This is a genomic window from Streptomyces sp. NBC_00341 (assembly GCF_041435055.1).
Taxonomy (GTDB): domain Bacteria; phylum Actinomycetota; class Actinomycetes; order Streptomycetales; family Streptomycetaceae; genus Streptomyces.
Genome location: NZ_CP108002.1, coordinates 1 through 21354, shown reverse-complemented (window position 1 = coordinate 21354; position 21354 = coordinate 1). Strand labels below are relative to the sequence as shown.

The following is a 21354-nucleotide window of genomic DNA, read 5'->3' as shown; positions in this document are numbered from 1 at the left end:
CCGTTCATCGGTGGGGCGGTGGAGTCCGGCCGGTCGGGAGGGGTGTCCGTGCGCGGCGGGGCCACGTCGTGACCGCCGCGGTCGTCGCCGGGCTGCTCGCCGGATACGGCCTCGCGATGCCGGTCGGGGCCGTCGCCGTGCTGATGGTGAACATGACCGCGGCGACCTCGTTTCGGACCGGTGCCGCGGCCGCGCTCGGCGCGGCCACCGCCGACTCGGGCTATGCGGTGGCGGCGGTTCTCGGCGGCAGCTCGCTGGTGGTGGCCGTGCGGCCGGTGCTGGGACCGCTGCGCTGGGCCGCCTTCGCGATACTGGCCGTCATGGCGGCGCGCGTCCTCCGTGCGGCGCTGCGACGCGGGCCTGATGCCGCCGCGGACGCCACGGCCCACCCGCCCGTCACCCCGCTGCGCGCCTACGTCACCTATCTGTCGCTGACCGCGCTCAACCCGTGGCCCGCCATCTACTTCGTCACGCTCGTGTTCGGGCAGCAGGCTCAACAGCCCATGAGCGGAGCCGAGTCGGTCGTCTACCTGACCGCCATCACCTTCGCCTCCGCGAGCTGGCAGCTGCTACTGGCCGGCGGCGGGCGGCTGCTCGGGGGCGCCCTCACCGGTCCTCGCGGCCGTACTGTCACCGCCGCGGTCTCCAGCTGCCTGATTCTCGGCCTCGGTCTGCACATGGCCGTCGGCTGACGCCGGACAGCGAATTCCGCATGACCTGACGGAAACCCCTTGCCCAATGGTCAAGAAACGTTGACCATTGAGCCCATGCCTACCGATGACCTTCCCGAGACGCTTCACGTCACCACCGAGGAGCAGCTGCGCGCCGTCTCCAGCCTCACGCGCCACCGGATCATGGCCGTGCTCCGCTTCGAGCCTGCGACGATCACGCAGATCGCCGGGCGGGTGGGCCTCGCGAAGGGGAGTTCCAGCTATCACGTGCGGCTGCTCGAGCGGGCCGGTCTGGTGAAGGTCGTGCGGACGCGGAAGGTGCGGGGGGTCACCGAGCGGTACTACGCGATGGCCGCGCGGGCGATCGTGCTGCCGGATCCGGGGACCGGACAGCCGGATGTGCTGATGCGGCATGCGGTGGCGGACCTGGAAGCGGCGCCCGTGGACGGCGAGCGGTACGTACGGATGGCTCATCTGCGGCTCACCGAGGAGCAGTTCGCGGAGCTGGGGGCACGGCTGGAGGAGCTGGCCGACGAGTACCGGCAGCTGTCGGATCCGTCGCTGCCGGACGTGTCGCTCGCCTTCGCCCTGTTCCGGCCGGGGCCGCGCGAGCAGGCCGAGGGGGAAGCCAAGTGACCTCTGAAATACGGAAGTTGCCGACCGGGTTCGGGCGGCTGTGGACCGCTCAGACCGTTTCCTCGCTCGGTGACGGCGTGACACATGCCGCGCTGCCGCTGCTCGCGTTGACGCTGACACGGGATCCGATGGCGCTCGCCGCCGTGACGGCCGCCGGGACGCTGCCGTGGCTGCTCTTCGGGGTGGTCGGCGGCGCCCTGATGGACCGCTGGGACCGCCGGCGCACGATGTGGGTCGCGGACAGCGCTCGTGCGCTGCTGCTGGCGATACCGGCGGCGGCCGCCGCGCTCGACGTGCTGAGCATCGCGCTGCTCGCGGCCGTCGCCTTCCTGCTCGGCCTCGGCGGACTGTTCTTCGACACGGCCGCCACCGCCTATCTGCCCGATCTGCTCGGCCGCGACCCCGTACACCTGGAGCGGGCCAACTCCCGGCTGCGGGGCGCCCAGACCGCCATGTCGGGATTCGCCGGGCCGCCCGCGGGCAGTGCGCTGCTCGCGCTCGGGCGGGCCGTTCCGCTGGTCGCCGACGCGGTGTCGTTCGCGCTCTCCGCACTGCTCGTACGGTCGCTGCCCGCCGTGCCCCGGCCTGCCGGGGGCGTCGTCCGCGCGTCGCTGCTCCGGGAGGCGCGGGAAGGGGCCTCGTACGTGTTCCGGGACCGGTTGCTGCTCGGGCTCGCGCTCCGCCCGGCGGTCGGGAACGTGGCCTTCCTCGCCGTGGAGACCGTCCTCGCCCTCTTCGCGCACGACCGTCTCGGCATCGGCTCCTTCGGCTTCGGCCTGCTGCTCACGGCCGAGGCCACCGGCGGGCTGCTCGGTGCGGGCACCGCCTCCTTCCTCGGCCGGCGGCTCGGCACCGGCACCGCGCTGACCTGCACGGCCGCGGTCGAGGGGCTTGCCGTCCTGGGGCTTGCCGCCGCCCCGAATCCGTACGTGGCCGGGTTCGCGCTCGCCGTCTGCGGGGCGGGCATGGGCGCCACGATGGTGCTCGCGCCCTCCCTCCGGCAGGCGATCGTCCCGGCCCGGCTGATGGGGCGGGTCTCCTCCACCTCCCGCATGCTCGCCATGTGCGCGGCCCCGTTCGGTGCTTTCGCCGGAGGATGGCTGGCCACCGCGTACGACATCCGCACCCCGCTCTACGCCGCCGCCGGACTTCTCCTCACCATGACGGCCCTCACCGCGACCATGACCGGCAACCGCCGCGTCGAGGCCGCGCTGCGGGGCGCCGCACCGGCCGGCGGTCCGGCTCGGCCGTTGTCCGAGGGGCCTGTTCGGGAGGGTGCGACCGGCTCGTCGTCGTGAGCCGGTCGCGGAAGGTGTCGCGATGACCTCATGTGCCCGCGGTCAGCGTTCGTAGGTGCCGGTCAGCCGGGATCGGGCGAGGACGGGTGCGGTGACGGCGCCCAGGAGTGCGCGGGGCCGCGCCCGGTCGGCCGCCGCCGCGCCGGAGGCGCCGTCCACAGGAGCCGCGAGGGCGAACAGCTGGAAGGTGTAGCGGTGTGGTCCGTGGCCCTTGATGGGCGCGGGGCCGTGGTAGCCCCGTCCGATGGTGGAGCGGAGCACCCGCACCCCGGTGGCGGGCCGCCGCGCGTCGAGGGCGCCGTGGGCGAGCTCTCCGGATGCCGGGTCGACGAGGGCCACGCAGTGCACGGCAGGCCTGGGCAGGGGGACGTCGATGTCCTCGACGACCAGGAGGAGTTGGGCGGTTCCGGATGGCGGCGCCGTCCAGGCCAGGTGGGGCGACAGGTTCTCGCCGCCGATGTTCTTCGCACCGTGTCGCGGTGGCATGGGGTCGCCGTGGGCGAAGTCCCGGCTGGTGAGGGTCAGTAGTGCGGGGCCGTGGAGGTTCGGCAGGTTCCACGCCGTGTGGGCCTCGCCCGCTCTGCGGTTGTTCAGGAGCCTGCCGAGCAGCGTCATCGTGTCGCCTCGACCATGTCGAGGACCTCGGCGGTGGTGGCGGTTTCACCGATCTTGGGAAAGACGCGTTCGATGCTGTGGCGGTGGGCCTCGGGATCGGGGTCGCCCATGGCGTCGGTGGCCATCACGACGTGGTACCCGTAGTCGGAGGCCGAGCGTGCGGTCGACTCGACGCCCGCGCTGGTCGAGATGCCCGCGAGCACGATCTGGGTGACGCCCAGGTCTCGCAGGAGGGTGTCGAGGCCGGTGTCGTGGAACGCGCTGCGCCGCCGCTTGGTGATCAGGTGGTCGGCCGGCTGGACATCGAGTTCGTCGATGAGGTCTGCCCAGCCGGCGGGCAGGCCGCCGTTGCTCCCGGGCCGTCCGGTGTCGGTACGCCCCGACGCGCGTCCGGTGACGTTGACGAGGACCACGGGCAGGTCGTGACGCCGGAAGGAGGCGGCCAGGTGAGTCGCCCGGCCGACAGCGGCGGTGGCGAGTGGACTGCCGGCCAGGGCGGAGACGATGCCCTTCTGCAGGTCGATCACGACGAGCGCGGGCCTGGGATCGATCGTTGTCAGTGTCATGCGGTTGTTTCTCCTGTGTATGCCGGCCGGTTGCCTGGCCAAACGGTTCGGTGGTCTCGGCCGCTGAGCTACCCCTGCGGTCGCGCGAGGGGGTCGGCGGCCTGGGTCTCGTGCGGCGTTGGGGCCTTGGCGGCGGGGTTGCTGCCGCGCAGGACGGAGGCGATCGCGGCGAGCAGCGCGAGAGCGGCGCCGAAGGCGAACACGATGATCAGGCCGGAGTGGAACGGGCCGGCGATCAGGGACGGGAAGAACTCACTTCCGGTCAGGGCCTGTTGCTGCGCCTCGGTGAGGTGAGTGAGAGCGCCGGTGGGCTGGAGCAGGTGCTGGATCGGATTGACTCCCAGCTGGGCGGCGAAGAGCGACGAGACCGGGGGCAGGCTGCCGACCTGGGCGGCGACCTGCGCCGGCACGCCTTGCTGCTGCAGTGCGCTGGTCAGCGTGTGCGGGAGGCTGCCGGCCAGCCCGGCGATCATGAGGGAGAAGAACACGCCGATGGAGACGGCGGTGCCGGAGTTCTGGAATGTGGCACGCATGCCGGAGGCGACGCCACGCAGCCGCGCGGGGACACTGCCCATGATCGAGGAGGAGTTGGGGGAGGCGAACATGCCGCTGGCGATCCCGTTCAGCGTGATCAGCACAGCGAATATCCAGTAACTGAAGTCGATCGGCAGGAACATCAGTCCCAGGAAGCTCGCGCCGAACAGCAGCGCACCGCCGGTCGCCAGGCCCCGGGAACCGATCCGGTCGGACAGATAGCCGGAGACGGGACCGGCGGCGAGAAATCCGGCCGTCAGCGGCAGCATGAAGATGCCGGCCCACAGGGGCGTGTCGCTGTAGTCGTAGCCGTGCAACGGCAGCCAGATGCCCTGCAGCCAGATGATCAGTACGAACTGCATCCCGCCTCGGCCGATCGAGATGGCCAGTCCCGCCAGGTTGCCGAAGGTGAAGGCCCGCAGGCGGAACAGGCTCAGTTCGATCAAGGGTGCGGAGACGCGGTTCTCGATGACGACGAACGCGGCCAGGAGGATCAGTCCCCCGGCTATCAGTCCGTCAGCCAGCGGATTGGTCCAGCCCATGGTGTGCCCGCCGTAGGGCTGCAGGCCGAAGGTGACCGCGATCAGGACCGCGCTGAGTCCGACCGCGAAGGTGACGTTGCCCCACCAGTCGATCCGGCCGCCGCCGCACTTTCCGGTCTCCCGCAGGGTGCGGTAGGCCCAGACCGTGAAGAACACCCCGACCGGCACGTTCACCCAGAACACCGCCCGCCAGTCCCAGGCCGCCAGCAGTCCCCCGGCGACCAGACCGATGAACATCCCGGCCAGGGCGGCGACCTGATTGATGCCCAGGGCGAAGCCGCGCTGTTCCTCGGGAAACGCGTCGGTCAGGATCGCGGCCGAGTTCGCCGTCAGCATCGAGCCGCCGACGGCCTGCAACAGGCGCCAGGCGATCAGCCACATCGCTCCGTGGCCCCCGTCGAACGGGTCGAAGGACAGCAGTATCGAGGCGAAGGTGAAGACCGCGAACCCGGAGTTGTAGATCAGGACCCGGCCGTACATGTCTCCCAGTCGCCCCACCGTGACCACCAGGACGGCCTGGACCAGCCGGTACCCCATGATCATCCACAGCAGGTAGGCGATGTTGCCCGGGGCCAGCGGGTCCAGGTGCACACCCCTGAAGATGGCCGGCAGGGCGATCAGCACGATGGAGCCGTCCAACGCGGACATGAAGACCGCGGCGGTCGTGTTCGTCAGTGCCGTCCACTTGTACCGGTCACCGGGCGAGCTGCGCGTGGCGCGCGTCCTGGCTGGGTCCGTCATCCGCCTGACTCCTCGTGGTCGCGTCGGTGCCGGATGTTCAGATGTTCTGGGCCAGCCGGTCCAGCAGTGGCCCTGCCGCCGCGAGCTGTTCCAGCTCGGCCGGAGTGAACGCGCCGCCGGCCAGGGCCTGGGCGATGAGCTCGGTGCGCGCGTTGCGCTTGTCCTTCAGCTCCCGCCGGCCGGCCTGGCTCACCGTCAGCACCACGCGCCTGCCGTCGTCCGGGTCGGGGCTGCGCTCGACCAGGCCCCTGGACCTCAGCGCGGCGAGCGTCGCCCCCATGGCCTGGGCGGTGATCTGCACGTCCCGGGCCAGCGCGGAGGACGTGGTGGGCCCCGAACGCTCCAGATGCGACAGAGCGGTCCGCTCGGGCATCGTGAGCCCGCCCCCGGTGGGCACCTGCCGCACACGCCGCAGCAGCGCGCCGACGCCCACGAGCAGGGAGGCGGCGACCTTTCCGGGATCCAGATCTTCATTCATGTACTAAGGCTACCTTATCAACCAGCCTTATTTGTTTTTGAACGCGATCGGGCTCTCGGCACACCTGTTGCGGCGTCGACCGAGGAACTCAGCCGTCCAGCAGGGACCCGAGCGCCGACTGGAGGTCTGCTGGTCCGCGGTAGTGCACGCCGGTCATCCCGAGCGCGACCGCGGCTTCGATGTTCTCCAGCCGGTCGTCCACGAAAAGGCATCGGTCCACGGTGACGCCGGCCCGCTCGGCAGCGATCTCGTAGATCTTCGGGTCCGGCTTGGCCACCCCCACCCGGGCACTGCTCACGACGTGGTCCGCGAAGTCCGCCAGCCCCAGCGACACCAGATCGCTCTCCAACTCCAGGGTCGCGTTGGTCACCAGGACCAGGGGCATGTGAGCGCGCGCCCGACGGAGCAGGCCCACCACCGCCTCGTCGGCGCGGAACGGCGCCTCGGCAAGCGCCGCGCCCAGTTCGTGAGCCCGCGCCCGTGGCACCCGGCAGGACAGGCCGAGCGCGATGGACTCCACCCACTGCTTCTGCGTGATCTCACCGAGGAGCAGTGGCAGATCCGTCTCCGGCGCGAAGGCCACTTCCATGGTCGTGCCCGGGGCCAGCCCCGCGAGGCGCTCCAGGCTCGTCAACCGCGTCGTGTCATAGAACCGGATCACGTTGTCGAAATCGCACAGCACCGCGTCGAAGGCCCTGCCGGAGGGATGAGAAGTCGTCACCGCCCCTGGATAGCACAGGGGCGGTGAGCGGCTGGTGTCTCAGGTGTCCTTGTTCCGGAGTGCCCGCCGGGTCAGGCGGCGAGGGTCTTCTCCAGTGCGGCGAGTCCGTCGCGGTAGATGCCCTCGAAGAGGGCGGTCGCCTCGCCGTCGGCGACTCCGTCCGGCGTGAACGTTCCCGACCACTCCACCCTGGACCCCGCCGCGCCCAGGTCGACAACCTGGAGCGTGGAGCGGTAGCCCGTGACCGGGAAGGGGGCCCGGACTATGGAGTAGGCGTAGCTGCGGGCCTGCTCGTCGAAGGACTCCAGGCGTTCCACGATGACGCCGCCCTCCTCGTTCGTCAGAGTGCGCAGCCGGGCACCCTCGCCGAGCCGGCTCTCCTTGATGTACGGGAGCCAGTCCGGCAGGGAGCCGAAACCGCCGATGAGCTGCCAGACCCGGTCCGCGGACCACGCGGTGGTGAGGGTGACGGTGGTGGCGGTCATGACGCCTCCCGCACCGGAACGGGTGCGTCATGGGCGATGATCTTCTGGTCCCGCAGTGACTTCCAGAAGGCGTACGACACGTTCTCGGTGAGGGCGCCGAGATCCTCGGCTATGCGGCTGGGGCGGGTCGCGCCGGGGATGGCCGCGGCGACGGCCGGGTGCGCCAGGACGAACTGGAGCGCGGCGGACTTGATGCCGATGCCGTGCTCCTGCGCCAGTGCCTTGATCCGGCTCACCTTCTCGACGATGCCGGCGGGCGCCTCGGCGTACTCGTAGTGGTTGCCGCCGGCGAGGATGCCGGAGCTGTAGGGTCCGCCGACGACGATGTCGACGTCGCGCTCGGCCGCGGCGGGCAGCAGGCGCTGCAGGGCCCGTGAGTGGTCGAGCAGGGTGTAGCGGCCGGCGAGGAGGAACGCGTCGGGGCGGGGCTCGTCCAGGTCCAGTGTCATCTCCAGCGGTTCGACCTTGTTGACGCCGAGCCCCCAGGCCTTGATGACCCCCTCCTCGCGCAGCCGGGTCAGGGCGCGGAACGCACCGGTGCGGGCGCTCTCGTACATGGCCAGCCAGTCGTCGCCGTAGAAGTCCTGGGCGATGTCGTGGACCCAGACGATGTCGAGGCGGTCCGTCCCGAGGCGCTTGAGGCTGTCCTCGACGGAACGCAGCGTCGCGTCGGCGCTGTAGTCGTTGACGATCCTGTTGGGGCGTCCGTGCTCGAAGAGGGCGCCCTTTTCTCCGAGTCGGCGGCTCGCGGGGTCCTCGACCTCGTCGAGGATGACCCGGCCGACCTTGGTGGACAGGACGTACTCCTCGCGCGGCTTGTCGGCGAGGACGTGGCCGAGGCGGATCTCGGCGAGGCCTGCGCCGTACAGCGGGGCGGTGTCGAAGTAGCGGATGCCCTGGTCCCAGGCGGCCTGCACGGTGGCGGCGGCCTCTTCGTCGGGGATGGCGCGGAACATGTTGCCCAGGGGCGCGGTGCCGAAGCCGATGCGGCCGGGCAGCAGGGAGCGGATGGTCATGGTGGTGCCTCGATCTTGTGCGTGGGGGGTGTGGTGGTGGCCGGCGAGTGTCAGTTGAGGGTGTCGGAGTCCGGGCCGGTGCGCAGGGCGCGGTCCAGGGCGGTGAGGGCCTCGATGTCCTCGGTGCTCAGCCTGAAGCCGAAGACGTCGAGGTTCTCGCGGATGCGGGCCTCGGTCACCGACTTGGGGATGACCACGTTGCCGGTCTGCAGGTGCCAGCGCAGGACGATCTGGGCCGGGCTCCTGCCGTGCTTCGCCGCGAGCGAGACGACTGCCTCGTCGCTCAGGACGGCGCCCTGGGCGAGCGGGCTCCAGGCCTCGGTGGCGATGCCGTGGCGGGCGTGGAAGTCGCGCAGTTCCCGCTGCTGGAGGCCGGGGTGCAGCTCGATCTGGTTGACGGCAGGGACGACGGAGGCGCTCTTCAGCAGGCGCTCCAGGTGGGCGGGCTGGAAGTTGGAGACGCCGATGGCGCGGGTGCGCCCGTCCGCGAGGAGCTTCTCCAGGGCGCGCCAGGTCTCTGAGTAGAGGTCGCGGGCCGGGGTCGGCCAGTGGATCAGGTAGAGGTCGACGTGATCGAGCCCGAGCTTGTCCAGGGAGGCGTCGAAAGCGGTCAGCGCGGAGTCGTAGCCCTGGTCGGCGTTCCACAGCTTGGTGGTGATGAACAGCTCGTCACGGGCGATGTCGGATTCGGCGAGCGCGCGGCCGACGCCCCGCTCGTTGCCGTAGACCGCGGCGGTGTCGATGCTGCGGTATCCGGCATCGAGGGCCGTGGCGACGGCGGCGGTGGTCTCCTCGTCGGGGACCTGGAAGACCCCGAAGCCGAGCTGCGGCATGGTGACGCCGTTGTTGAGGGTGATGGTCGGGATGGAGCTCATGATGTCTCGTTCTCTCCGGGGGGGCACGCATGCAACAGCGCCTTACAAGCGATAACAATAATTGCATGCGCGGGCTATTGCAAACGCATCATGACGGCTTGCGCCTTATGCCCTGGGGAGCCCCGGCCCGCATGCCCTGGGGCTCCCCCGGCCCGTGTGCCCCCTCGCCCGTTGTCCCCTCAGCCCAGCAGCAGCGACCTCGGCTGGGCGGAGAGCGCCCGGTCCAGGACGAGGGAGGCCGCACCGACGGCGGCCACGTTCTCGCCCAGGGTGGTCGAGGCGACGGTCGTGGCATGGGTCGCCCTGACGAACGGGGACCTGGCCACCATCGGCTCGATGGTGGCCAGGAGACGCTCACCCAGCACGTGCCAGGCAGGTCCGCCGAAGACGATGCTGTCGACGTCGAGGAGGGTCGCCGCCGCGCACACCCCCCGGCCGACGCGCAGCCCCAGGCGCTCGATGATGCCGTCCGCCTGGGCGTCCCCCTCCGCGGCGAGCCGCCCGAGGCGCTCCAGGCCGCTCTGCGCGTCGGCCGGATCGAGCACGGTGTACTCGCCCCCGAGCACGCCGAGGGCGATGGCCTCCTCGACCAGGGTCCGCGTCGAGCAGGCGGCGCCGAGCCCGCCCACCTCGCCCGCGTTCCCGGAGACGCCGCGCAGCACGGTGTCGTCCACCACCAGCCCCATGCCGGACCCCGTACCGAGGTAGAAGAAGAGCAGGTTGCGGCTGTCGGTGGCCGCTCCCGCCCAGCGCTCGGCGACGACGGCGGCCGTGACGTCCTTGTCGAGCAGGGCCGGGAACCCGGTCGCCTCGCTGAGCCGGTCGCGCAGCGGATAGCGGCCCCAGCCATGCAGTTCGGGCGGCTCCACCACCCACCCCGCGGTGACGTCGATGGGGCCCGGCGCGGCGATGCCGAGGCCGAGGATCCGTCCGTCGTCGATCCCGGACTCCGCCACGATCCCGGACACGGACGCGGCCATGTCCGCGACGGTGCCGTCGGTGTCGCCGCCACTGGGGGTACGCCGGCTGCGCTGGGCCACGACCTTCCCGAGCAGGTCCACCAGGACGCAGGTGATCACGGCGGGGTCGAGATGGACACCCACCGCGTACCGGGAGGTGGGGACGATCTCCAGCAGGGTGCGGGGCTTTCCGCTGCCGGTGTTGTGCTTGCCCGACTCGCGGGCGAGGCCCTGGTCCAGCAGGCGTCGGGTGATGTTGGAGACGGTCTGCGCGGACAGCCCGGTGGCCTGCGCGAGCTCCACCCGGCTCAGGCCGCCGCGCCCCCGCCGGCGGATGGCGTCGAGGATCACGGACTCGTTGAAGTCCCCCATCCTCGGCAGGTTGGTGCCACGCCGGATGGCGCCCTTCTCCGTGCTCGCCGTCTTGCTCGTCAACGTGCCTCTCCCAGCCTCGGCGCGCGGCGGCGGCGAAATCGCCGCCTCGCCTGCGACGGCAACAGAATCGATGGAATGGTACGACGCGGGTGGGACAGTGCGTCGGGGGCGGACGCGCCCCGCGGCACAACTGTCCCTCTCTCCGGGTGACTTCACTTCCTCGCCGCCGGTCGCAGGCGCAGCGTACGGATCTGGAAGGGCCGGAACGCGAGGGCGACGGCCCCGTCCTCCGGCGCCAGCTCGCGCTCCGGCTGCTCCAGCAGGTCGCAGTCCTGTGCCCCGGCGAGCGGGAATCCGGCGCTCAGGCCGGCCCTGACCGCTCCCCCGCACGCCTCGTACAGCCGGACCACGACGTCGCCGCTCCGGTCGTCGGCGAGCTTGACGGATTCCACCACCACATCCGTGGTGTCGAGCGTGACCAGTGCGGCCGTCTCCGCCGGGGCCGCCCGCAGCGGCAGGTTCAGCGCGTAGCCGCCCGCGACGGCCTCCTCGATCCCGGCGCCGGCCAGCAGCGCGTAGCCGAAGCGGTGGGTGCCCCGGTCGGCCTGCGGGTCGGGGCTGTGCGGGGAGCGCAGCAGGGTCAGGCGCAGCGTCGTGGTGGTCCCGCCGTCCTGGCGGGTGTCGCGGCGCACGTCGTGCCCGTAGGTCGAGTCGGTCAGCAGTGCGGCGCCCCAGCGCCGCTCGCCCACATGCACCCAGCGGTGCGCCCACAGTTCGAAGCGGGCGGCGTCCCAGCTGGTGTTCTCGTGGGTGGGCCGCTGCACATGGCCGAACTGGATCTCCGCGCTCTCCCGTTCCGCGTGCACGTCCAGCGGCCAGGCCGCCTTCAGCACCGTGTCGCGTTCCTGCCAGTCGATATCGTTGCGGACGGTCACCTGGCGGCTCTCGGCGGCGAGTTCGATGTGCTGGACGAACCGCGAGTCGCCGTGAACGCGCTCGACGCGCACCGACGCGAGCAGCGGGCCCTCGTCCGCGAGTGCCACCGACTCGCACGTGTCGACGTCGTGCACGACGTCGCGGTAGTACGAGTCGATGTTCCACGCGGACCACAAGTTCGGGTCGTCGGGGTGGAGCTGGAGGAGGTTGCCGACGGCGCCGGGGGCGATCGCCTCCCGCCGTGCCGCGTGGTCGTACACCGAGGTGACCAGGCCGCGCCGGTCCACGACGACGGTCAGCACCCCGTTGTCGAGGACGAATCCGCCGTCCTGTGCGCGGGCCGTGACGGGCTCGCGGGCCTCTGCCGCGCCGCCGGAGGCCAGCGGTCCGGTCTCCGCGAGGACGGCCGTACGCCCGTCGGCGAGGCGCTGTGCGCCGGGGAACCCCGGGTCGCCGGCGAGCACGGCGACCTCGCGGCGCGCGTACGGCCCGGCGTTGAGCAGTGCGGGCCGGCCCGGCAGCCGCTCGGCCGCGTCTGCGATCAGCGTCTCCAGTTCGGCGTGGATCCCGCCGTACTCCCGCTCGGCCTGCTGGTGCACCCAGGCGATGGACGAGCCCGGCAGGATGTCGTGGAACTGGTTGAGCAGGACCCGCTGCCACAGCGATTCGAGCCGTTCGTACGGGTAGGGCGCGCCGGACCGTACGGCGGCGGTGGCCGCCCACAGCTCGGCCTCGCGCAGCAGCGCCTCGCTGCGCCGGTTGCCCCGCTTGGTGCGGGCCTGGCTGGTGTAGGTGCCGCGATGGTTCTCCAGGTACAACTCGCCGCGCCAGACGGGCAGTCGCGCGCCCTCGCGTTCGGCGCGCGCCGCCTCGAAGAAGGCGTCGGGTGATTCGACCACGACCTTCGGTGAGCCTTCGAGGTCGCGCAGTCGGCGCGCCTTCTCCAGCATCGAGCGGCTGGGGCCGCCGCCGCCGTCCCCGTAGCCGAACGGGACGAGGGAGCGGGTGGCGACGCCCTTGTCGCTGAAGTTGCCCTCTGCGTGGGCGTTCTCCCTGGCCGTCAGTGAGGCGTTGTAGCTGTCGACGGGCGGGCAGTGGGTGAAGATGCGCGAGCCGTCGATGCCCTCCCATTCGAAGGTGTGGTGGGGCAGCCGGTTCGTCTCGTTCCAGGAGAGCTTCTGGGTGAGGAACCACTCGGCGCCCGCCAGTCTGGCGAGCTGCGGGTAGGCGGCGGTGTACCCGAACGAGTCGGGCAGCCAGATCCCGGGCTGATCCACGCCGAACTCCTCGGCGAAGAAGCGCCGCCCGTAGACGAGTTGGCGGGCGAGCGCCTCACCGCCCGGCAGGTTTCCGTCCGCCTCGACCCACATGCCGCCGACCGGGACCCAGTTGCCGTCGGCCGCCGCCTTCTTCATCCGGGCGTAGATGTCCGGGCGCTGTTGCTTCATCCACGCGTACTGCTGGGCGGAGGAGCAGGCGAAGACCAGCTCGGGGTATTCCTGGGCGAGGGTGGTCATGTTGGTGAAGGTGCGCGCGCACTTGCGTACGGTCTCGCGCACCGGCCACAGCCATGCCGAGTCGATGTGTGCGTGGCCGACGGCGGAGAGGGTGTGCGCGGAGGCGTGCGCGGGCCGGGACAGCACGTCGGCCAGGAGCCCCCTGGCCCGCGCCGCCGTTCCGGCGACATCCGCCGGGTCCACGGCGTCGGCGGCGTGGCGCAGGGCGTAGAGGATCTCGTGGCGCCTGGTGGAGCTGAGCGGCAGCTCGTGCATCAGCTCGTCGAGCACTTCGATGTCGTGGACGAGGTGCCACACGTCTTCCTCGCGCACCGCGATGTCGGCCTGCTTGAGGTGGTAGAGCGGAGCGTTTCCGGCGGTCTCCAGGGAGCCGTGGTGCAGGTGGAGTCCGGCGCTGCCGACGATCGGCGGGTTGGCGGCCAGCTCGATCAGCAGGTCGACGGTGGCGCCTCCGGCGGCGGAGTCGTCGAGGAGCACGCTGCGGTTGTACGGGTGCAGGCCCTGGAGTGGCGTGCCCAGGCCGTCGTGGACCAGGCCCTCGGCCTGGCCGCCGGGCCCCTTGGACAGGTCGAAGTCGAGGTCGAAGACCGCCTCCACGCGGCGCCCCGACCAGTCGCCGGGAATGTCGGTGCGGGCCCGCATCCAGGTCGTCTGCCAGGGGCTGCCCCAGGCGTCACCGACCGTGAAGGGCTCGTAGTCGGCGCCCAGTGCCTCGGCGACGGGGACGGGCTCGCCGTCCACGCGCCAGGCGCTCAGGGCCAGCGGGCGTACGGCGCTGTAGACGGCGGGGCGAACGACCCGGTCGAGCAGCTTGCGGATCCGGGCCTCGATGATCCGGCGGTCGTCATGCACGGAGCTGGTCCTTCCAGGGGTCGTACGCGGAGTCGTCGGGGGCGGGCAGCCGGATGGTGTCGTGCGCGCCGTCGGCCCAGGTGACGTCCGCGAGCAGGGCGTCGCCCTCGGCGCGGGTGGTGACCTGGGGCAGGGCGCCGGGGCCGGTGCCGCCGAGGTGGACGAGGGCGACGTGGATCGCGCCGTCTGTGACGGGTCCCTCGGTCGCCACGACCGGGGTGGCGGAGGTGCCTCCGAGGGCGTTGGAGCCGGCTCCGGCCACCGAGGCCGCGCGGGGCAGCCCGTGTGCCCCGATGACGACGGAGACCAGCCCGTCGGCTCCCTCGACCCGGGCCGCGGCCCCCTCCACGGTTGCGGCGCCGGCCCCGGAGCGGGGATCGACGGCCAGCGCCCAGCCACCGACACGCAGCCGGTGACCGGCCGCCGCGCCGCCGTCCGCACGGTCCTCGGCACAGCCGTCGACCCGTACGGCGCGCACCTCGACGGACCCCCGCAGGGCCGACCCCGTGGTGATCCAGGGGCCCAGGGTGTAGGGGGTGTCGGGCCCGCCGAAGACGTCCCAGGTCGCATCCTTCGGCCAGTGCGCGCGGGACCGGGAGACGGCCGTGGCCCCGTCGATGGAGATCCTTTCCGCGGGGCGCCGGTGCGAGGCGCGTCCCGCCGCGTCCAGCAGGACGACCGCGTTGTCGAGCGGCTCCGCGTCCGCGCTGCCGCCGGGGACGGTGGGGTCGCCGGGGGTCTCAGGGGCGGTGTGCGTCGAGTAGGCGAAGCGGGCGTAGCCGGGGTCGTCGGCGTGCGGGCGGGCCGGGTCCGCGTGGTCGCCGCCGTGGTTGACGACGCGGACGACCCCGTCGGCGGCGGTGCCGGAGACGAGCCAGCCGGGCGCGGTCAGGGTCCGCGTGAAGTCGCCCTGTTCGACGGGCAGCGGGGGCGCCGCCTCGGTCCACACCGGGTGCTCGGGCGGCAGGGCGAGGCCGATGAACCCCTTGCTCGCCCAGTACGGGGACGCGGGGCCCGAGTACCCCTGCAAAATGCCGCGGAAGGGCCGGTGCCAGCCGAGTGTCAGCAGGCCGTGCTCGTCGGTGGCGCCGTGGTCGGTGAAGTGGTCCAGCATCCGGCCGGCGAGCGCCCGGGTCTCCCCCGGCGCGAGCGGTGTGGCGTCGAACAGTGCGCCGGTCCACAGCGGGGCGAGCGCGGCGTGCCGGTAGGTGAGGGAGCGGCCGTGGACGAGCGGTGAGCCGTTGCCGCCGATCAGGAGCCGCTGGTCCGCCAGGAAGCGGTGCAGCCTGGTCCGGTAGCGGTCGAGGAGTCCGGCGGGCGCGGCGTCGCCGAGGATGCGGCAGAACCACAGCGGGTACAGGTGCATGGCCCAGCCGTTGTAGTGGTCGAAGTTGCGGTGGGCGGCGCCGGTGAGCCCGTCCGAGTACCAGCCCTCGCCCGCGTACCAGCCGTCGGTGAGGGCGATGACCCGGTCGAGGTCCTGCTGGCGCCACTGTCCGCCGGCCGTGCGGGCGAACGCCTCGGTGACGCCCTGGAACCAGATCCAGTTGTTGCCCGGCATCGGGTCGCCCACCATGGGCGCCAGCCAGTCCAGGACCCGCTGCCGGACCCGGTCGTCGAGGCGGTCCCAGATCCACGGCCGGGTCTCGTGCAGGGCGATCGCGATCGACGCGGCCTCGACCTTCGCCTGGCCGCGTTCGGCGAAGGTGGGCCAGCGCTCCGGGTTCGCGGGGTCGGTGCCCGCGGCCAGGCCCGCGGCGTACCAGCCGGCGAGGTCGAGCGGGTCGGCTCCGCCCGCTCCCGCCAGCCGGAATCCGGCCAGCAGGAAGGTGCGGGCGAAGCCTTCGAGCCCGTCGCTGTGCGCGCCGTTGTGGCTCGGGACGCCGGGCAGGCTGATCAGGGCGTGCTCGTCGGTGGCGTACGGCCGTACGGCGAGCAGCATCCGGTCTGCGGTGCGCTCCCAGTGGGCGCGGTCCTCTGCGGGGGTGCGGTTCATGACTGGCGGCTCTCCCATGCCTGTTCGTACTCCGCGCGGATCCGGTCGCCGGCCTGCTTGCGCCAGTTCCGCATCGCCTCGTCCCACTCCTTGAGGGGGACGCGGCCCTGCATGATGCCCTTGCGGGTGTCGTCCAGGGTCTTCTGGAGCAGCGCGGACATCTTGGCGTTGGTCGGCGAGTAGAGGTCCTCGGTCGGATTGGCGAGCAGCCGTTCGACCGCTTCCTTCTGGAACGCGTACTGCGTCTTCACGATCTCCGGCCCGGACGGGTAGTACAGCGTGAAGGGCGCGTCCGTGGCGAAGATCGTCGGCAGGGTGACCTCGGCCTGGCCCTTCGGGGTGAGGATCGGGTCGGTTCCCTTGAGGGTGTGGTCCGCGCCGGGGACGCCGTACTTGCGCAGCAGGTAGCCGTCCGTACCGAAGGGCGAGGCGAGTGCGTTCATCGCGCGCAGGATCTGCTTGATCCGCTCCTTGGGCGCCTTCTTGATGATGAGCATGCCGTAGTAGGACTGGCCCTGCCATTGGACGCCCTCGCCGCCGTCCCAGCCGGGCGCGAGCAGGTAGCCGAGTTCGAAGCCCTTCGTGGCCGGGGCGTACATGGAGTAGTAGTCGTTCCAGGCCACGGGCCCGTCGGGGTTCAGGACAGTCTGTCCGGTGCCGAACCAGTCCTTCACCTTCCCGGTGACGCTGTAGGCGTCCGGGTGCATCACGCCGGCCTTGGTCATCCGGCGGACCGCGTCCAGGGTCTGCCTGGCCTCCTCGGTCTCGAACCACCAGGTGAACTTCCCTCCTTCCTCACGCCACTTGTTGGGTCCCCCGAGCATCTGCATCACGGTGTCGAACGCGGTGATGGGGTCGCCCATGGCGTACTGGCTGTGCTTGCGGTCGGTGACGTCCTTGCACAGCCGGAAGAACTCCTGCCAGCTCTTCGGGTCCGGGTCGAGACCGCGTGCGCGGATCAGGTCGAGCCGGGTGAAGATCGGGCCGCCGGAGAGCGGGCGGGGCATCGGTATCGCGTAGATACCGCCGTTGAGCACGCAGGGCGCCCAGGAGGGGGACGGGATGTTCGCGAGGTACGGGTAGTCCCGGATGCCGTCACCGGAGAGATGCTCGGTCAGGTCCTGGAAGAGCGCGTCCAGCATGCCCGGTGTGGCGGCGGAGTTCTGGCTCGGCGGCAGCATCAGCATGGTGTCGGGCAGATCGCCGCCCGCGACGGTCACGGCGAACTTGTTCGGGTAGTCGCTGACCGGTGAGATCTGGAAGTTGAGATCGCACCCGACGCTCCTGTTCAGGGCCTGCCACATGACGTTGTCCGTGACCGGCGGCGGCACCGGGTTGAAGATCAGCGTCATGATGTCGATGGCCGGGCCCTTGGCGGGCGGGCCGCCCGGCAGTGACTTCACCGGCTTGGCCGGGAAGTTGAGATACCCGGGCGCGACACCGGCGGCGGTGGCCGGCATGGATGTCGGGACGCCGTTGTACGGGATGTAGGCGGGCAGCGGGACCTTGGCGTTGGCGGCCTTGGTCGACACGGGGCGGTAGTCCCCGCAGCCGGCCAGGGTCAGGCCGGCCGTGACACCGGCGGCCGAGGCGAGGAAGCCGCGACGACTGAGTGATGAGTTCATGACAGTTTATCCCCTTATCCCTTCACCGCTCCGACCATCACGCCCTTGTTCATGTGGCGCTGGAGGAAGGGGTAGACGATCACGATGGGCACGATCGACAGCACGAGGATCGCGGCCTGGAGGGACTGGGCGGGCGGCAGCGGCGCCCCGGCGGCGACGTCCACCTGACCGCCGCTGAGCGCCGCGTTGTTGACGACATAGGTACGCAGCACGAGCTGCATGGGCCACTTGGACGCGTCGTTGATGTAGAGCAGCGCGTTGAAGAAGGCGTTCCAGTAGGTCACCGCGTAGAACAGGCCGATGACGGCCACCGCGGCTTTGGAGAGCGGGAGCACGATCCTGGTGAGGATCGTCGTCTCGGAGGCGCCGTCGATGCGCGCGGAGTCCAGGAGCTCCTTGGGGATGCTCATGAAGAAGGACCGCAGCACGATCACGTTGAACGCGTTGATCATGGTCGGCAGGATCAGCGACCAGTAGCTGTTGATCAGGCCGAGCTGTTTGACCATCAGGTAGCTGGGGATGACGCCCGGGGCGAACAGCATGGTCATCAGCAGCATGATGAGGACCGGCCGGTGGCCGAAGGAGCCGGGCCGGCTGAGCCCGTACGCCAGCATGATGGAGCAGACGAGGCTCAGCGCGGTGCCGACCACGGTGATGCCGACGCTGACCAGCATGGCCTTGGACACCAGGCCGCCGGAGAGCAGCGCCGAGTAGGCGGACCAGCTGGGGTTGTCGGGCCACAGGACGTAGCCGCCGGCCCTGGTGACCTGGCCGGTGTCGGCGAGCGAGGTCGAGATGATCGCGAGGAACGGCAGCAGGACCAGCACGACGCAGATCAGCAGGATCAGCGATTTGAGGGTGCGCCACGGCAGGGAGCCCGGCGTTTCCCCGGGGATGGCGCTGTAGGACCTGCGGGGCCTGCGGCGCACCGGGTGTGCGGGCGACAGTGTTGTCATGACTTGTACACTCCTTCCTCGCCGAACAGGTGGGCGATCTTGTTGGCGCCCAGGACGAGCGCGACCCCGATGACTCCCTTGACGAGGCCGACGGCGGCGCTGACGCCCCAATCCCCGCCGATGAGGCCGTGGTTGTAGACGTAGGTGTCCAGGACCTCGCTGTTCTCCAGGCCGACACCTCCCTGTTGCAGCAGGATCTGTTCGAAGCCGACGGACAGGGCGTCACCGAGGCGCAGGATGAGGAGCAGGATCACCAGTCCGCGCAGGGCGGGCAGGGTGACGTGCCAGGTCTGCCGCAGCCGGCTCGCGCCGTCCATGGCCGCCGCCTCGTAGAGGTCGTTGTCGACGCGGGAGAGCGCGGCCAGGAAGAGGATCGTGCCCCAGCCGGTGTCCTTCCAGATGACTTGGGAGGTGAGCAGGGTCTTGAACAGCTCGGGGTTCCCGATGATGTTCCAGGTGCCCATGTCGTGGGCCTGGAGGAACAGGTTGAGCATGCCGCCGTTGCCCAGCAGCTGTTGGAAGAGGGCGACGACGACCACCCAGGACAGGAAGTGCGGCAGGTACAGGACGTTCTGCACCCACTTCTTGACCCGTTCGCTCACCAGGCTGTTCAGCGCCAGGGCCAGCAGAATCGGCACCGGGAAGACGAACACCACCTGGATCAGGGTGAGTTCGAGCGTGTTGACGAGCGCGCGGACGAACTGGTCGTCGCCGTTGAAGAGGACCTCGAAGTTCTTCAGCCCGTTCCACGGACTGTGCAGTATGCCGATGTAGGGCTGATAGTCCTGGAACGCGATGACGTTGCCCAGCAGCGGTATGTAGTGGAACAGCAGCAGGACCACGGTGCCCGGGATCAGGAACCAGAACAGGGCGGTGTCGCGTCGGCGGCGTGGGCGGCCGGGCCGCTCGCGGCCCGCCTGCCCGCCCTCCTCGGCCGCGCGGGCGGCCGGTTGCTCAAGTGTTGTCATGACATCAAGCCCTTTCACCGGGGATCAGGCGTGGTCGGCCGCGTCTCGGGGCCGGCTGCGTGAGGTGGTGCGATGAGTGATGTGACGTCCATGGGGGGGTGGCGAGTGAGCGAGCGGTTCGCGCCGCCGGGTCAGGCCAGCCGCGGGAGTGCTTCGCGGGTGACCTCGCCGAGCAGCGGTTCCCCCGCCACCCAGCGTTCGGTCTCCTCGACCGCGTACTGTCCGAGCCGTCGCACCTCGCTGCCCTGTGCGCCGGCGATGTGCGGAGTGAGCAGCACGTTCGGCAGGGCCGACAGCGGATGGCCCACGGGCAGGGGTTCGGGGTCCGTCACGTCGAGGTAGGCCTCGATGCGGCCGGTCGTGCACTCCCGGGCGAGGGCGTCCGTGTCGACGACGGCGCCCCTGGCGGTGTTGATCAGCGCGCCTCCGTCGGGCAGGAGCGCGAGCATGGCGGCGTCGATCAGGCCCTCCGTCTCCGGCAGCAGCGGGACGTGAACGCTCACCACCCGGGACAGCCGGCACAGCTCGGCGAGGCCGGTCCGCCGCGCGCCGAGCAGGCGCGCGGTCTCATCCGTGACATACGGGTCGTACAGCAGGATCTCGTGGCCCGCGCCGGATCTGGCCAGTTCGGCCATCACCCGGCGGCCGATGCGCGAGGCGCCGACGATGCCCACGGTGAGCCCGTCGGCGCCGGAGCGGTCGGCGGCGCCGGGCCACACGCCGGGGTATCCGGCGGCCATCGTCAGGGTCCGGCGGGCGGCGAGGCCGATGAGGGCGACGGTGTAAGAGGCGACGGGCCCCGCATTGGCGTCGGCGGCCGAGGAGACCACGATGCCGCGTTCCCACACCGCTTCGCTCACCAGGGACTTGACGGTCCCGGCGGCATGGATGACGGCGCGCAGCCGGGGCGCGTGCGCGAGGACTCCGGCGGTGAGCCGGGGGCAGCCCCAGCCGCTGATCAGGATCTCCGCGTCGCCCAGGGCGGCCGCCAGATCGTGTCCGACGGGGGCGGGAGCGAGGCGGACCACGTCGGAGAGGCGGGTGCGCAGGTCTGCGGGGAGTACGGAATCGGCCACGGCGGGGTCCATGACGCAGACCGCTGCCGGCCGCTCGGACGGCTCCGGCGGTCCGGGTGGTTCGGGCCGTTGCTGCGGCTGCGGTGGGGTGGGGGGTTCTGGTGGGCCGGGTGGTTCCTGCGGCTCCGGTGGTCCGGGGTGTGCGGCTCGGGCTGTCATGCGGGGGCCCTCTTTCGGTCCTCTTTCGGTCCTCTTCCGGTACGTACAGGCCGTCCGGCCCACCGGGACGTCGGCGGCGGGTTGTGCGCCGCCGGCGTCCCGGCACGGGTGCCGCCGTCCCGGGCGGCAGGTCGTCAGGCGCGGGGCAGGCGCAGGGTGACCAGTTGGAACGGCCGCAGCGCGAGCACCACGCCGCCGGCGTTCTCCGCCGGCGGTTCGGCGTCGGTGAGCGGGCGCTCCAGGAGGTCCGTCGGGACGGCCCTCGCGGTGGCGAAGCCGTCGGCGCGCACGGTGGCGCGGGCCCGTCCGCCATGCGCTTCGTAGAGGCGTACGACCAGGTCACCGCTGCGGTCGTCGGCCAGCTTCACCGCGCTGACCACGACGGCGTCGTTGTCCACCGTCACCAGTGGCGCGACCTCGGCGGCGGTGCCGGTGACCCGGCGCTCCGGCAGGTTGGCCCGGTGGCCCTCGCGGACCGCGTCACCGATCGTCGCGCCCGGCACCAGTGCGTGGTGGAACCGGTGGACGCCCTGGTCGGTCTCGGGGTCGGGGTAGCGGGGCGCACGCAGCAGCGACGCCCGTACGGTCGTGGTCGTGCCGGCGTCGGTCCCGGTCCGCACGGCACGCGTCACGTCGTGGCCGTACGTCGCGTCGTTCACGATCGCGACACCCCAGCCCGGCTCGTCGACGTGCACGAAACGGTGGTTGCAGGCCTCGAACTTGGCCCACTCCCAGCTCGTGTTCTGGTGGGTGGGCC

General features: G+C 71.4%; 19 protein-coding genes. 3 read left to right on the top strand and 16 right to left on the bottom strand.

Annotation, left to right across the window (positions count from 1 at the left end; genetic code table 11):
* Nucleotides 1-68: 68 nt before the first annotated feature.
* From OG892_RS00095 to OG892_RS00085, 3 genes are all read left to right on the top strand, one after another.
* Entirely contained in the window at nt 69-692 is a 624-nt protein-coding gene (locus OG892_RS00095) for a LysE family transporter (protein WP_371628145.1), read from the top strand.
* 75 nt (nt 693-767) lie between these two features.
* A complete protein-coding gene (locus OG892_RS00090) occupies nt 768-1307 on the top strand; it encodes an ArsR family transcriptional regulator (RefSeq protein ID WP_073738840.1) in 540 nt (179 codons plus the stop codon).
* Nucleotides 1304-2605: an MFS transporter gene (locus OG892_RS00085; protein WP_371628144.1), complete on the top strand. Its 1302-nt coding sequence runs from the start codon at nt 1304-1306 to the stop codon at nt 2603-2605. Before OG892_RS00090 ends, OG892_RS00085 begins: the two co-directional genes overlap by 4 nt.
* Nucleotides 2606-2647: 42 nt before the next feature.
* On the opposite strand, the gene OG892_RS00080 is transcribed toward OG892_RS00085, so the two are convergent.
* From OG892_RS00080 to OG892_RS00005, 16 genes are all read right to left on the bottom strand, one after another.
* Entirely contained in the window at nt 2648-3220 is a 573-nt protein-coding gene (locus OG892_RS00080) for a YbhB/YbcL family Raf kinase inhibitor-like protein (protein WP_371628143.1), read from the bottom strand.
* Entirely contained in the window at nt 3217-3786 is a 570-nt protein-coding gene (locus OG892_RS00075) for an isochorismatase family cysteine hydrolase (RefSeq protein ID WP_371628142.1), read from the bottom strand. Before OG892_RS00075 ends, OG892_RS00080 begins: the two co-directional genes overlap by 4 nt.
* 68 nt (nt 3787-3854) lie before the next feature.
* Nucleotides 3855-5603 carry an MFS transporter gene (locus OG892_RS00070; RefSeq protein WP_371628141.1) on the bottom strand — a complete coding sequence of 583 codons (1749 nt, stop codon included), beginning with the start codon at nt 5601-5603 and terminating at the stop codon, nt 3855-3857.
* A 37-nt stretch (nt 5604-5640) separates the two neighbouring features.
* Entirely contained in the window at nt 5641-6081 is a 441-nt protein-coding gene (locus OG892_RS00065) for a MarR family transcriptional regulator (protein ID WP_328868206.1), read from the bottom strand.
* An 88-nt stretch (nt 6082-6169) separates the two neighbouring features.
* The gene (locus OG892_RS00060) at nt 6170-6802 is read right to left on the bottom strand and encodes an HAD-IA family hydrolase (RefSeq protein WP_328868205.1); all 633 of its coding nucleotides are present in this window, start codon (nt 6800-6802) and stop codon (nt 6170-6172) included.
* A gap of 71 nt (nt 6803-6873) precedes the next feature.
* On the bottom strand, nt 6874-7287 hold the full coding sequence (locus OG892_RS00055; protein ID WP_328868204.1) for an SRPBCC family protein: 414 nt from the start codon (nt 7285-7287) through the stop codon (nt 6874-6876).
* Nucleotides 7284-8303, bottom strand: a complete 1020-nt coding sequence (locus OG892_RS00050; RefSeq protein WP_371628140.1) for an aldo/keto reductase — start codon at nt 8301-8303, stop codon at nt 7284-7286. The genes OG892_RS00055 and OG892_RS00050 overlap by 4 nt, the downstream gene beginning before the upstream one ends.
* Before the next feature lie 50 nt (nt 8304-8353).
* Complete coding sequence (locus OG892_RS00045; RefSeq protein ID WP_371628139.1) at nt 8354-9178, bottom strand: aldo/keto reductase; 825 nt, start codon at nt 9176-9178, stop codon at nt 8354-8356.
* Nucleotides 9179-9357: 179 nt separating this feature from the next.
* Entirely contained in the window at nt 9358-10572 is a 1215-nt protein-coding gene (locus tag OG892_RS00040; protein ID WP_073738850.1) for an ROK family transcriptional regulator, read from the bottom strand.
* Between the two features lie 152 nt (nt 10573-10724).
* On the bottom strand, nt 10725-13817 hold the full coding sequence (locus tag OG892_RS00035; RefSeq protein ID WP_371628138.1) for an alpha-mannosidase: 3093 nt from the start codon (nt 13815-13817) through the stop codon (nt 10725-10727).
* Nucleotides 13810-15813 (bottom strand): DUF2264 domain-containing protein, encoded by a 2004-nt coding sequence (locus OG892_RS00030; protein ID WP_371628137.1) that lies wholly within the window; start codon nt 15811-15813, stop codon nt 13810-13812. The genes OG892_RS00035 and OG892_RS00030 overlap by 8 nt, the downstream gene beginning before the upstream one ends.
* On the bottom strand, nt 15810-17438 hold the full coding sequence (locus OG892_RS00025; RefSeq protein ID WP_371628136.1) for a substrate-binding domain-containing protein: 1629 nt from the start codon (nt 17436-17438) through the stop codon (nt 15810-15812). Before OG892_RS00025 ends, OG892_RS00030 begins: the two co-directional genes overlap by 4 nt.
* A gap of 14 nt (nt 17439-17452) precedes the next feature.
* Entirely contained in the window at nt 17453-18394 is a 942-nt protein-coding gene (locus tag OG892_RS00020) for a carbohydrate ABC transporter permease (protein WP_073738854.1), read from the bottom strand.
* A complete protein-coding gene (locus OG892_RS00015) occupies nt 18391-19362 on the bottom strand; it encodes an ABC transporter permease subunit (protein ID WP_328868198.1) in 972 nt (323 codons plus the stop codon). Before OG892_RS00015 ends, OG892_RS00020 begins: the two co-directional genes overlap by 4 nt.
* A gap of 131 nt (nt 19363-19493) precedes the next feature.
* Complete coding sequence (locus OG892_RS00010; RefSeq protein ID WP_371628135.1) at nt 19494-20450, bottom strand: hydroxyacid dehydrogenase; 957 nt, start codon at nt 20448-20450, stop codon at nt 19494-19496.
* A gap of 281 nt (nt 20451-20731) precedes the next feature.
* On the bottom strand, nt 20732-21354 hold a 623-nt coding region (locus tag OG892_RS00005), incomplete at its 5' end, for a glycoside hydrolase family 38 C-terminal domain-containing protein (protein ID WP_371628134.1).

Bases quoted from the DNA above. Each gene is read 5' to 3' on its own strand.
- OG892_RS00090 (WP_073738840.1), top strand. From the start codon at position 768: ATGCCTACCGATGACCTTCCCGAGACGCTTCACGTCACCACCGAGGAG.
- OG892_RS00080 (WP_371628143.1), bottom strand. From the start codon at position 3,220: ATGACGCTGCTCGGCAGGCTCCTGAACAACCGCAGAGCGGGCGAGGCC.
- OG892_RS00075 (WP_371628142.1), bottom strand. From the start codon at position 3,786: ATGACACTGACAACGATCGATCCCAGGCCCGCGCTCGTCGTGATCGAC.
- OG892_RS00070 (WP_371628141.1), bottom strand. From the start codon at position 5,603: ATGACGGACCCAGCCAGGACGCGCGCCACGCGCAGCTCGCCCGGTGAC.
- OG892_RS00065 (WP_328868206.1), bottom strand. From the start codon at position 6,081: ATGAATGAAGATCTGGATCCCGGAAAGGTCGCCGCCTCCCTGCTCGTG.
- OG892_RS00055 (WP_328868204.1), bottom strand. From the start codon at position 7,287: ATGACCGCCACCACCGTCACCCTCACCACCGCGTGGTCCGCGGACCGG.
- OG892_RS00050 (WP_371628140.1), bottom strand. From the start codon at position 8,303: ATGACCATCCGCTCCCTGCTGCCCGGCCGCATCGGCTTCGGCACCGCG.
- OG892_RS00045 (WP_371628139.1), bottom strand. From the start codon at position 9,178: ATGAGCTCCATCCCGACCATCACCCTCAACAACGGCGTCACCATGCCG.
- OG892_RS00030 (WP_371628137.1), bottom strand. From the start codon at position 15,813: ATGAACCGCACCCCCGCAGAGGACCGCGCCCACTGGGAGCGCACCGCA.
- OG892_RS00025 (WP_371628136.1), bottom strand. From the start codon at position 17,438: ATGAACTCATCACTCAGTCGTCGCGGCTTCCTCGCCTCGGCCGCCGGT.
- OG892_RS00020 (WP_073738854.1), bottom strand. From the start codon at position 18,394: ATGACAACACTGTCGCCCGCACACCCGGTGCGCCGCAGGCCCCGCAGG.
- OG892_RS00015 (WP_328868198.1), bottom strand. From the start codon at position 19,362: ATGACAACACTTGAGCAACCGGCCGCCCGCGCGGCCGAGGAGGGCGGG.
- OG892_RS00010 (WP_371628135.1), bottom strand. From the start codon at position 20,450: ATGGACCCCGCCGTGGCCGATTCCGTACTCCCCGCAGACCTGCGCACC.